The organism is Sphingobacterium paludis (genome assembly GCF_004364125.1).
GTDB classification, from domain to species: domain Bacteria; phylum Bacteroidota; class Bacteroidia; order Sphingobacteriales; family Sphingobacteriaceae; genus Sphingobacterium; species Sphingobacterium paludis.
In genome coordinates this window covers 260,298-272,341 of sequence record NZ_SNZV01000001.1, presented here as the reverse complement: position 1 = coordinate 272,341, position 12,044 = coordinate 260,298, and the positions used below count along the sequence as shown (strand labels likewise).

7 protein-coding genes are annotated in these 12,044 nt (G+C 43.3%); 5 read left to right on the top strand and 2 right to left on the bottom strand.

The window, feature by feature from the left end:
* The first annotated feature begins 101 nt into the window (after window positions 1-101).
* On the top strand, window positions 102-2,564 hold the full coding sequence (gene lon, locus B0I21_RS01195) for an endopeptidase La (protein WP_133638513.1): 2,463 nt from the start codon (window positions 102-104) through the stop codon (window positions 2,562-2,564).
* Between the two features lie 309 nt (window positions 2,565-2,873).
* Window positions 2,874-3,389, top strand: a complete 516-nt coding sequence (locus B0I21_RS01190) for an FUSC family protein (RefSeq protein ID WP_133638512.1) — start codon at window positions 2,874-2,876, stop codon at window positions 3,387-3,389.
* A gap of 33 nt (window positions 3,390-3,422) precedes the next feature.
* Here the strand turns inward: B0I21_RS01190 and B0I21_RS01185 are convergent, their stop codons facing one another.
* Window positions 3,423-5,249 carry an alpha-L-fucosidase gene (locus B0I21_RS01185; RefSeq protein WP_133638511.1) on the bottom strand — a complete coding sequence of 609 codons (1,827 nt, stop codon included), beginning with the start codon at window positions 5,247-5,249 and terminating at the stop codon, window positions 3,423-3,425.
* A 79-nt stretch (window positions 5,250-5,328) separates the two neighbouring features.
* On the opposite strand from B0I21_RS01185, the gene rnhA reads away from it, so the two are divergent.
* Window positions 5,329-5,838: a ribonuclease HI gene (rnhA, locus tag B0I21_RS01180; protein ID WP_133638510.1), complete on the top strand. Its 510-nt coding sequence runs from the start codon at window positions 5,329-5,331 to the stop codon at window positions 5,836-5,838.
* A gap of 66 nt (window positions 5,839-5,904) precedes the next feature.
* Here the strand turns inward: rnhA and B0I21_RS01175 are convergent, their stop codons facing one another.
* Window positions 5,905-6,639: an SIMPL domain-containing protein gene (locus B0I21_RS01175; protein WP_133638509.1), complete on the bottom strand. Its 735-nt coding sequence runs from the start codon at window positions 6,637-6,639 to the stop codon at window positions 5,905-5,907.
* Window positions 6,640-6,731: 92 nt separating this feature from the next.
* On the opposite strand from B0I21_RS01175, the gene B0I21_RS01170 reads away from it, so the two are divergent.
* Together B0I21_RS01170 and B0I21_RS01165 are read left to right on the top strand one after the other, a co-directional pair.
* A complete protein-coding gene (locus B0I21_RS01170; protein WP_133638508.1) occupies window positions 6,732-9,539 on the top strand; it encodes a S9 family peptidase in 2,808 nt (935 codons plus the stop codon).
* A 191-nt stretch (window positions 9,540-9,730) separates the two neighbouring features.
* Window positions 9,731-11,920 (top strand): glutamine synthetase III family protein, encoded by a 2,190-nt coding sequence (locus B0I21_RS01165; RefSeq protein ID WP_133638507.1) that lies wholly within the window; start codon window positions 9,731-9,733, stop codon window positions 11,918-11,920.
* Window positions 11,921-12,044: the final 124 nt, after the last annotated feature.

Genomic DNA, 12,044 nt, shown 5'->3' with positions numbered 1-12,044 from the left:
ATTTTTAAAGTTGGCATCCCTCTTGCAACTATAGAGGAAGTATTTTAGTATACGCAAAATTATCTAATAATCTGACATATTGTCGGATGAACACAATATATATGAACAAAAACGACACATTTGACCTCAATCAAGTACTTTCTGTCATAAACGAAGACACCGAGTTTTTCCCGTTGATGAGTTCACAAGATGAAGAGGAAATGAGCAAAGCTGATATTCCAGAAATACTCCCTATACTTCCTTTACGAAATACGGTATTGTTTCCTGGTGTTGTAATTCCGATAACGGTTGGCCGCGATAAATCCATAAAGCTTGTTAAAGAAGCCTATAAAGGTGACCGCACCATTGGTGTGGTGTCTCAAAAAGATATGAATATTGAAGAACCTACAGTAGACCAATTGCATAAAATAGGTACTGTAGCGAATATCATCAAGATTTTGCAGATGCCGGACGGGAATACAACCGTCATTATTCAAGGAAAACAACGTTTCAGAATAACAGAGCTTGTAAATAGTGATCCATACTTGAAAGCTCGCGTTGAACGCGTGCCCGAAGAAAAGCCAAAAGTTGCTAATCGAGAATTCAAAGCGTTGATCTCTTCGATAAAGGAACTTGCTTTACAAATTATACAGCTTTCTCCAAATTTACCTAGCGAAGCCGGGCTGGCTATTAAGAACATTGAAAGTCCTACCTTTTTGGTGAACTTTATCTCGTCCAATATGGCTTTGGAAACCGAGCAGAAGCAAAGCCTTTTAGAGACCAAAGATTTTGTGAAGCGCGCGAAAAACCTGCTGGAACATTTAACAACAGAGATTCAACTGCTGGAACTAAAAAACCAGATACAGAATAAGGTGCGAATTGATTTAGACAAGCAGCAGCGCGACTATTTTCTAAATCAGCAACTAAAAACAATCCAAGAAGAGCTTGGTGGCAATACGCCTGATTTAGAAATGCAGGAGTTGGAAAAACGGGCTAGATCAAAAAAATGGCCGGCCGATGTTCAAAAACATTTCACAAAAGAACTGGAGAAACTAGGACGTATAAACCCGGCAGCGGCAGACTATTCCGTACAGATTAACTACCTGGAACTGTTGTTAGATTTACCGTGGGGTGATTACACAAAGGATAACTTCGATCTAAACAGAGCGGTTAAAATATTAGACAAAGATCACTACGGTTTGGAGAAGGTGAAGCAGCGTATCATTGAGTACCTCGCCGTATTAAAGCTAAAGAACAATATGAAAGCGCCGATCCTTTGTTTAGTAGGGCCTCCGGGCGTTGGAAAAACATCATTGGGAAAATCCGTAGCAAAAGCCTTGGGTCGCAAATATACACGTATGGCTTTAGGTGGTGTGCGTGATGAAGCGGAAATCCGTGGTCACCGCAAAACATATATCGGCGCTATGCCCGGCCGTATCATCCAATCGCTGAAGAAAGCCGGTGCATCAAACCCCGTATTTGTCCTCGACGAAATCGATAAGCTGGGTTCTGATTTTAAAGGTGATCCGTCATCTGCCCTATTGGAAGTGCTGGATCCAGAACAAAATACCAATTTCTACGACCACTACGTGGAGATGGAGTATGACCTGTCCAAGGTGATGTTTATCGCTACAGCAAATTCGCTGAATGGGATTCAGCCTGCCTTACTCGATCGTATGGAGATCATCGAGGTGAATGGCTACACCATTGAAGAAAAGATAGAAATTGCAAAAAAACATTTGCTACCTAAGCAACTTGAGGTGCACGGCTTAACGCGTAAAGATGCTAGCCTCAGCAATAAAGTGTTGGAAAAAATTGTCGAGGAATATACGCGGGAATCCGGCGTCCGAGGATTGGAGAAAAAAATTGGCTCTATCGTTCGCGGTGTTGCGACCCGTATTGTTATGGAGAAAGAACACAGTTCAAAAATTGAACCTGCTATGGTAGAAGAGATTTTGGGCGCACCAATCTTCGATAAAGATCTTTACGAGGACAACGAAGTTGCGGGCGTTGTAACCGGTTTAGCTTGGACCTCCGTTGGTGGCGACATCCTATTCATTGAGTCAAGCCTAAGTCCAGGGAAAGGAAAACTAAGCCTTACTGGTAATCTGGGAGACGTGATGAAAGAGTCGGCAGCAATTGCTATGGCCTACTTGCGTTCGCATGCCGAAGATTTTGGTATCGACTACAAAGTATTTGATCAATGGGACGTGAACATACATGTTCCTGCCGGAGCGACGCCAAAAGACGGCCCATCCGCCGGTATTACGATGCTTACGGCACTTACTTCGCTATTCACACAGCGTAAAGTAAAAGAAAAGTTAGCGATGACCGGTGAAATCACGCTTCGCGGAAGGGTGCTCCCGGTGGGCGGTATCAAAGAGAAGATACTGGCTGCCAAACGGGCTAATATTAAGGAGATTATCCTCTGCAAGGCTAATGAGAAAGATATTTTAGAGATAAAAGAAGACTACGTGAAAGATTTATCCTTCCACTACGTAACCAAAATGTCTGAAGTTATTGACCTCGCGCTCCTGAAAAATAAAGTCAAAAAGCCTAAAGACTTGACTTTAAAGTTAGCGTAAGCAGAGCATGGCCCATAAGGCGGGATTTTGAAAACGAACCGCATCTTTTGGGAAATACATCATTAACACTGTAGGACACCAATCTTCGTTTATTTAAACAGAAGATTGGTATCCTTGTTATAGGCTCCCTGTCCTTCTCGAAGGATTTGGGCTACAAACATGTCGAATGCTTCCAATCCTATTTCCACATTGCTCTTCATTTTTTTTGCAAAATCTCCATTCCATTCATTGGCAATTTTAAGCGAAATGACTTAGCTTTGTGCCCCATAATACATTTCGGGATTCCCATCCCTAGCAAGTTATAAGGAAATGATTGATCGTTTATTTAGAAGAGCCATATCTTCGCCCGTGCTGGTCTACATACTACGCTGCCTTATTGGCTTCTCCATCGGGTATGTTTTGTATAGAAATTTTGCCCATTTCGAGCTATTTTGGTCTTTGCTATCCATCATTTTGGTTATTTCTCCAGAAGAGACGGACTCAAAACGCCTCTCCATCGAACGCTTCAAGTCAAACTTTGTCGGTTCTTTTGTTGCGTTGCTATGTATCATCATCAACGGAAACGCGTTGTACATGATCGTTATCGGGATTATCATCACCATATTGGTCTGCCGATTTTTCCATATCATGAACATGGCGCGTGTGGCTGTTGTCGCTCTGCTCATCATTATGATTCAGCCGCATCAAGAAGAACTTTCCTATACACCAATATTCCGTTTTTTATCGGTGGCGATGGGATGCCTTATCGGCCTAACCATCGTGGTTTCATCAGCCTATGTACTCCGCGAGTTGCGTAAGAAATTTGGAATCTTCATCGACCAATAAGCATGAGCATTGCACGCCAGAGAAACACGCCTGCTATAAATTATTTTCAATAGCACCCACTTTCTCTCGGTAGAGGTCAACAGGCTTATCGAGTAAAACCGCAATCACCGTCATCTTTTTATCCAACCGCTCCTTCGGAATATCGATATACACGATGCCAGGTATGACACTCCAATACAATTTATTAAAGACTTGATGGCTCAGCATAGACCCTTCTCCAACAATACGGATCCGCGCAATAGTGTTGTTTAATCCTTTCAGCGCGATAGGCCCCGAAGGCTGTCCATTCACAAAAAGATAAAGCGTTTTCCTATCATTTGATAGTGCGGAGTAGCCTGCATAATGCCCGGGAGGCAGCCCTTCACGTGTAAAACTTAGCACCTCCGCGTGTTTTTCAATCCATTGCTTTAGTGCCGTATCGGCAGCATTCAATTCCGGCGTCAAGAAACTGCCATCTGCTGTCAACTTGTCTGCAAAGATATTGTCACCGGCGTCGCTGCTGGCAGCAATCCGTTCGACAGCCATTTGAACATCAGACTCTTGCAGTAGCGCTGCTATACTGTAGGGCGCTCCCCGATCTGCTGGAGCAAACTGGGGCGAATCATCGAACGCGATGGCCAAAACCGATGCTACAGGGTCAAAAGCATCCGGCGGCAAAGTAACCATCAATCGACCTGCCTCTTGGCTAAAGGTCAGTGGGCTTTGGGAGCCAATTAGCCTAACATCTTTCACAGGAGTAAGCACATGTGGCAGACAATACCGCTCACGTTTATTATCCAAATAGATGTATAGCGTTCTTCCATCTTTGGAAAACGAATTCTTTTCGCGCAACTGCCCATTGTGCAAGCCTGCTCGCGTTCCATAAACCGCCTCCCCATGTTTTTTTGTCCAACGACCCAACTCCTGAAGGATAGCGACCTGCTCTTTGGGCAAAGTACCATCAGCCTTCGGACCAACATCCAACAGCAGGTTGCCGCCCATAGCTATGCAGTCAATAAGCGTCCGAACGATCATGTTAGGCGTTTTGTAATGGCGATCAAAAGGCTGATAGCCCCAGGAATCGTTCATCGTGTAACACAACTCCCAATGTGCGCTGCCAGGCTTAACCACAGGCACCCCCTGTTCGGGTGTTTCGTAATCGCCATGATGATTCAAGCGCGAATTGACGATAATGTTCGGATTATATCTACGTAGCAATTGCAAGGTACCAGGCGCGTCCCATTCGTAGGAGCTGTGTTCCCAATCGCCATCAAACCACAAGAGGTCAGGACGGTATGCGTTGGATAACTCCTGCAGCTGCTGTTGGTAGTAATGCACAAAACGATCCCATCGCTTTGGGTCCGCCGCAATTTCATACCGTTTCCTGATACGCGTATGTACATCATAATAAGGATGGCTCCAATCCGGCAATGAAAAATAAATACCAGTTTTCATTCCCGTTCGTTTCAGTTTTTCGATAAAAGGGCTGAGTACATCCTTTTTAGCTGCTGCATGCGTTTTTATGGTCAAAGCTTCCGAAGCTTGGGAATTCCAAAGCGCTACACCATCGTGATGTTTTGCCGTTATAACGGCATATTTCGCTCCCGAGGTTTTAACTAGATCTACCCATTCTTGCGGATTGTATTTTGTCGCGGTAAAACCATCTAGCTGTTTCAGATAACGATCGTGGCTGACATAGTTGTTAAAAAACGCCCAAGACTCTGAAATACCGTCTACCGCATAGATACCCCAATGGATAAAAATACCCAACTTGGCATCTTCAAACCAAGCCATTTTATCTTGGGCAGACTTATCTTGCGCGTGCAGTACGTAAAAACTAGCGCAAAGCAGCTGCACGGTAATCGCTAAACCTCTTCTCATGATGATCTACGTTTAAAATTGCTGCTGAAGATATGCATATCTTGTAAAAGGATAAAAAGATATTATGTAATTTTGAACGATGATTGAACTTTATACAGATGGGGCCTCCAGCGGCAACCCCGGACCAGGCGGCTATGGTACAATATTAAGAACCGTCTATCAGGGTACCAACGAGGCGTTTCAGGGAAAACTTATTGAAAAAGAATTTTCCGGAGGCTTCCGCAAAACAACCAATAATAGAATGGAACTGCTGGCTGTCATTATTGGGCTGGAAGCGCTAAAAAGTATCAACCAAAAAGTGACTGTATTTTCCGACTCAAAATATGTTATCGACGCGATTGACAAACGTTGGGTATACGGTTGGATGCAAAAAGGATTTCAGGGCAAAAAAAACCAAGATCTTTGGCTTCGGCTGATGAACTTGTACAAGCATCACCAAGTGAAACTGGTCTGGGTGAAGGGGCATGCCGGGCATCCGCTCAATGAGCGCTGCGATCAGTTGGCTGTTAAAGCGTCAAAAGATAAAGCCAATTGGAAGATTGATTCCGTGTTTGAAGTGGAGGAAAAGAAGGGCAGCATCGAATTTTGATCGTGAATCCTTCTTATTCATCCGTGGGGGTAGCGTGGAGCATTTCTCCTTTACAGCAAACCCACGTTAACGCGCGGTGTAACTGGCTTTTACCGTAATATTAGCTGTCTTGCTACGAGATGTTGTATTAAACGCTCCGCCATAACTGTATTCTTCATTATCATTTTGGCCGGTGATCTGAAAAATTCCAAGATCTGCTTTAATCAGGTTGCCGAGCGAAGATCCTGCCTCCAGTGCGATATTTGCCGCACGCTGTTTAGCATTGCTTGAAGCTTGGGAGATGAGCTCAAGTTTTAAATCCTCTAATTTTGAATAATAGTAATTTGGTGAATTGGAGCTCAGCTCGATGCCTTGTGATATTAGTGTCGAGATTTCGCGAGAAGCATTATCCACTTTATCCAAATCTTTCGACTCGACACGAACACTTTGCGACAAGCTATACCCGGTGAACGTATTATAGCTGTTGCCGTTACCATCCGCGTGGTAGGAAAATTCCCGATTTATATTGACAGCATTGAATAGTATTTCTTTCGGGTTGACCCCCTGCCCTACCAGAAATGTGCGCACCAGTTCCCGGTCTTTTTTCAATTGTTCCGACGCAGCGCTTAAATCCATAGATTTCCGACTGTACGATGCCGACCATTTCACCAAATCTGACTCGAAATCCTTCTTTGCATTGCCAGTAACGTTGATGGTGTTAGCGCTTTTGAATTTAAAAGTATAGGCATTCCCGATAATCACCGCGAAAACGATCATAGCTAACCCGCAGATTGCCGCAATGATGATATTTGTTGACTTCATAACCCTCTCTTCTTGTAAAATTATTATAACATCGTGTTCAAATTACGCATTTTTAGCTATTTTACACCAAAAATCAAAATTTAATTCATCTTATGCACATTAAAATAGCTAGCCTTGGCGCGTCCCTCTTATTAACCGGCGCCTTGTTTGCACAGAAGCGGCCGCTGGATCACAGCGTATACGACAACTGGAAAAGCATCAGCAACACCGCAATCAGCAAAAGTGGACAGTTTATTTCGTATCAAATCATGCCGCAAGAAGGTGATGGGCTATTCCAGCTTAAAAAACCGGATAACGCACTGCTTCTTAGTATACCTCGAGGCGCTTCTGCGCAACTCACGAAGGACGAAACCTTTTTGATAGCCGCTATCAAATCTACGTTTCAAGAAACACGACAGGCAAAAATTAAAAAGAAGAAGGCGGACGACATGCCTAAGGATTCGCTCCTGATTGTCAACCTGCAAAACAAGCAAGAGTGGAAATTTCCACAGGTAAAATCATTTAAGCTCGCGCAAAATAAAAATGAATACCTTGCTTTCCTTACCGAGGAGAAAAACCAAACGAAAGCGCCCGCAGACACGGCAACCAGCGCTAAAAAATCAAACGACAAATCGAAAAATGCAACAGTTTTGTATCTCCAAAACTTGAGCACGGGCGATACGGTAAAATTTTGGAAAGCAGACCAATATGCGCTTAGTCCAAATGAAGACTACCTCCTCTTTTCGAAAAAGAACGAAGCGAAAGATTCTACCGCAACGGATGCAGGGCTTTACCTCTACGATATCGTGAACAAGCAGGTAAAGAAAATAAGCAACGGCCGGGGAACGTACAAAGAATTGAGTTTCGATGATAAAGGCATGCAGGTAGCCTTTTTAGCCGATAAGTCGCCCGAGAAATCCCTCCTGAAAGATTATAAATTATACTATTACACGACAAAGTTAGACAGCGCGCATATCATCGCGAGCCAACAGAGCACAGGCATTCCACAACAGTGGTATGTAAGCGGAGACGCCTCACTTAACTTCAGCGCAGATGGACAAAAGTTATATTTCGGCTTGGCTCCTATTCCGCGCGTCAAAGATACGACCTTGGTCGATTTTGAACATGCGCAACTAGATGTCTGGCATTGGAAAGATGATTACCTACAGCCTCAACAGCTTGTCAACCTAAAAAGAGATCTTAGCAAATCGTACGCTGCCGTCGTTTACCCCACCAAGGGCAATCGTATTATCGCATTGCTAGACGATACGTTTTCCAGAACAAGCATGACAGACGACGCGAACAACGAATGGATCTTGACCAGCACAGATTTTGGGAAACGGGTTGAAGGACAATGGCAAGGTTCTACAAAATCGGATGTTTACATTGTCTCTACGCAGACAGGCCAAAAGAAGTTGGTAAAGAAAGACTTGAATGGCTACCCATACCTATCGCCAAACGGCGACTATGTGTTGTATTTCGATCGCGAGCAGGGCAATTGGCACAGCTACAACATCAAAAGTGGTAGCGACGCTTTGCTTAATGATGGAATGCCTGTCAGCTTTGTCGACGAAGAAAATGATTCACCTACACTACCCGGTGCATATGGCATTGCGGGCTGGTCAACAGACAACCGAAGCGTATACCTCTACGACCGATATGATATTTGGCGCTTTGATCTAAGCGGCAAATCGAAACAACTGATCACCAATGGAGAAGGCCGCGCCAGCAAAAAGTCCTTCCGTTATATTGATCTTGATCGTCAAGAGAACCCGCGCTACCGCACCACACGCATTCCGGATAACAAGCGCATTTATCTAAGCGCCCTTGATGAAGCGACAAAACAAAATGGCGTATTCGAAGCGCACAGTTCGAAAAGCCGCCGCCCAAGTGAAATTGTACTTGCAGGCTTCGTGTACCGCGGCTTTAAAGCATCCGAAAACGAAGACACCTTTATCTATACAAAGGAAAACTACAGCCAATCGCCAAACCTCTATGTCAGCAAAGCCTTTAAGAACGAGCAACGGTTGACTGACGTAAACCCGCAACAGCAATCATACAATTGGGGAACGGCAGAGTTGGTAAAATGGACAACACCCGGCGGTAAAGAGGCAGAAGGTATTCTATACAAACCGGAAAATTTTGACCCCAATAAAAAATACCCGATCATCGCCTATTTCTACGAGAAGTTAACAGATGGTCTGTACAACTATCAAGCACCTGCGCCGACACCGTCACGCCTCAACATTCCTTACTATGTAAGTAATGAGTACCTGGTCTTTGCTCCGGATATTCGTTACGAAATCGGACATCCCGGCAAGTCAGCCGAAGAATACGTCAATTCGGGTATGCGTCATTTGGCGAAAAATTCTTGGGTAGATTCCACCAAAATGGCTATCCAGGGACAGAGCTGGGGCGGTTACCAAGTAGCCCACCTCATCACACGTACCCCTATGTATGCCGCAGCATGGACAGGAGCCCCTGTCGTTAATATGACATCAGCATATGGTGGTATTCGCTGGCAGTCGGGTATGTCGAGACAGTTTCAGTATGAGCATACGCAGTCTAGAATAGGTAAGACGCTGTGGGAAGACCAAGATCTGTATCTTGAAAACTCGCCCCTGTTCTACCTGGATCAGGTTAGCACACCCGTTGTTATTATGCATAACGACAACGATGGTGCTGTGCCTTGGTACCAAGGAATCGAAATGTTTACTGCACTACGAAGGTTGCAAAAACCGGTGTGGATGCTCAACTATAATGGTGATGAACATAACTTGATAAAAAGACAAAATCGTAAAGATATACAGATTCGCCAAGCGCAGTTTTTCGATCATTTTCTAAAAGGAAAGCCAGCTACCAAATGGATAACATCTGGTGTTCCTGCCGTCGAAAAAGGTATCGATTGGGGACTTGAATAAAACAGAACAGTAAATTGAATTAAAATGCGTCGCTATTAAAAAATAACGGCGCATTTTAATTTTAATCACATTAAAAACACGTAAAATTTATAATTTTTTCATTTTTTTTGTTTGTTTTTTAAAAATAAGCGTACATTTACAAAGCAAAACAACCAATAACTGTATAAAATAATAAAACTATAAAACGGAAAATGTCAAGCCTTCGATTTAAAGCAGCAGAGTCAGCGGTATCACGCCCTCTGGTACATGGTACAGCAGTGGAATCTTTAAAAGCAACTTCTATTTACGGTAAAAACGTATTTACAATTGCTAAAATGAAAGATTACCTTTCTAAAAACACCTATAAGGAGTTAGTCCAACTTGTAGAAGATGGATCACAGATTTCAAGAGATATTGCAGATCATATTGCACAAGCCGTAAAAACTTGGGCACTTGAAAACGGTGCTACCCATTATACGCACTGGTTTCAACCCCTTACTGGATCTACTGCAGAAAAACATGATGCCTTTTTCGAGCCGGATGATAACGGAGAGGCCATCGAGAAATTTACAGGCGATGCCTTAGTTCAGCAAGAACCTGATGCTTCTTCTTTCCCAAATGGCGGTATCCGTAATACATTTGAAGCCCGTGGCTACACGGCTTGGGATCCATCCTCACCAGCGTTTATCTTCGAAACAGTAGCCGGAAAAACATTATGTATCCCTACGGTTTTCGTTTCTTACACCGGTGAATCTTTGGATTATAAAGCACCTTTGTTGAAAGCCGTTGCTGCCATTGATAAAGCAGCAACAGATGTTGTACACTTATTTGATAAATCTGTTTCCAAAGTAAATGCCTCTTTAGGTATTGAGCAGGAATATTTCCTAGTAGACCTTTCCCTATTCCATGGCCGCCCAGATCTACAGCTGACAGGTCGTACGCTTTTTGGACATATGTCTGCAAAAGGCCAGCAATTGGAAGATCATTATTTTGGTGCTATTCCAGAGCGCGTATTAGCGTATATGGTGGATTTGGAAAACGAAGCATTAAAACTCGGTATTCCACTAAAGACACGTCACAACGAGGTAGCGCCTTCACAATTTGAATGTGCTCCAATGTACGAAGAAATCAACTTGGCTATTGATCATAACCAATTGTTGATGAACCTGATGGAACAGGTTGCCGTTCGCCACAATTTCAAAGTGCTACTGCACGAGAAACCATACAGTGGTGTAAACGGTTCAGGAAAACACAACAACTGGTCGCTAATCACCAATACAGGCGTAAACTTATTGTCACCCGGTAAAACGCCTAAGAACAACTTGATGTTCTTAACATTTTTCGTGAACACCATCAAAGCTGTTTTTGAATATGCTGATCTTATGCGTGCATCCATTGCGAGCCATAGTAACGATCACCGCTTAGGTGCCAACGAAGCTCCTCCAGCAATTATCTCCATTTTCTTAGGATCGCAGTTGGATGAAATCCTGGAAGAAGTAGAATCTGCCCGCGTAGCGAAAAAAGTGAGAAACGAAACGAACTTATGGCATGGTATTCCTAAAATTCCAGAATTGAAGTTGGATAATACCGACCGTAATCGTACGTCGCCTTTCGCTTTTACCGGTAACAAATTTGAATTCCGTGCGGTAGGCTCATCGGCAAACTCAGCACTTCCAATGACAATTTTGAATGCTATCGTTGCGCAGCAGCTAATCGAATTCAAAGCAGAGGTTGACAAACAAATCAAAAAAGGAACAAAGAAAGATCTTGCTATCTTAAACGTTGTTCGCAAATACATCAAAGACTCGAAAGCAATTCGTTTTGAAGGTAATGGCTACAGCGACGAATGGGCGCAAGAGGCGGAAGCACGTGGTCTATCCAACATCAAATCGACGCCAAAAGCGCTTGATGTTTATGTAAAAGAAGAAAGCTTAGCTCTTTTTGAAAAATTAGGTATCTACTCTAGACGCGAGTCAGAAGCAAGACACGAAATCTTACTGGAGAATTTCTATAAGAAGTTGCAAATCGAAGCACGTGTCATTGAAGAAGTAGTAACCAGCCAGATTGCTCCTGCATGTTTCGTCTATCAGAATGAATTGATTGAGAACGTTAAAGGTTTGAAAGACCTGGGTCTAGCAAAAGAAGCTTACAGTTCGCAACTGAATTTGGTAGAACGTATCTCCAAGCATACAAACTTGATCTTAGAAAAAGCGGAAGAAATGCGCCAATCGCGTAAAACAGCGAATAACGTGGAAGATGTTCGCGAGAAATCAATTGCGTATGATGAAGTGGTAAAACCATATTTTGATGAAATTCGCTACCACGTAAACAAATTGGAAAAAATCGTGGACGACAACAAATGGCCATTACCAAAATTACGTGAACTATTGTTCTTACGTTAAGCATATAACACATACTACTAACCACCTATTAATAGATCAGGCATCCAGCAATTTGTTGGATGCCTTTTTTTTAAAGCGCTATTCGATCAATCCATTTTTAGAGGTCACTTTTTTATCCTACTTT

Coding starts and splice junctions, on each gene's coding strand:
- lon (WP_133638513.1), top strand. CDS start 102: ATGAACAAAAACGACACATTTGACCTCAATCAAGTACTTTCTGTCATA.
- B0I21_RS01190 (WP_133638512.1), top strand. CDS start 2,874: ATGATTGATCGTTTATTTAGAAGAGCCATATCTTCGCCCGTGCTGGTC.
- B0I21_RS01185 (WP_133638511.1), bottom strand. CDS start 5,249: ATGAGAAGAGGTTTAGCGATTACCGTGCAGCTGCTTTGCGCTAGTTTT.
- rnhA (WP_133638510.1), top strand. CDS start 5,329: ATGATTGAACTTTATACAGATGGGGCCTCCAGCGGCAACCCCGGACCA.
- B0I21_RS01175 (WP_133638509.1), bottom strand. CDS start 6,639: ATGAAGTCAACAAATATCATCATTGCGGCAATCTGCGGGTTAGCTATG.
- B0I21_RS01170 (WP_133638508.1), top strand. CDS start 6,732: ATGCACATTAAAATAGCTAGCCTTGGCGCGTCCCTCTTATTAACCGGC.
- B0I21_RS01165 (WP_133638507.1), top strand. CDS start 9,731: ATGTCAAGCCTTCGATTTAAAGCAGCAGAGTCAGCGGTATCACGCCCT.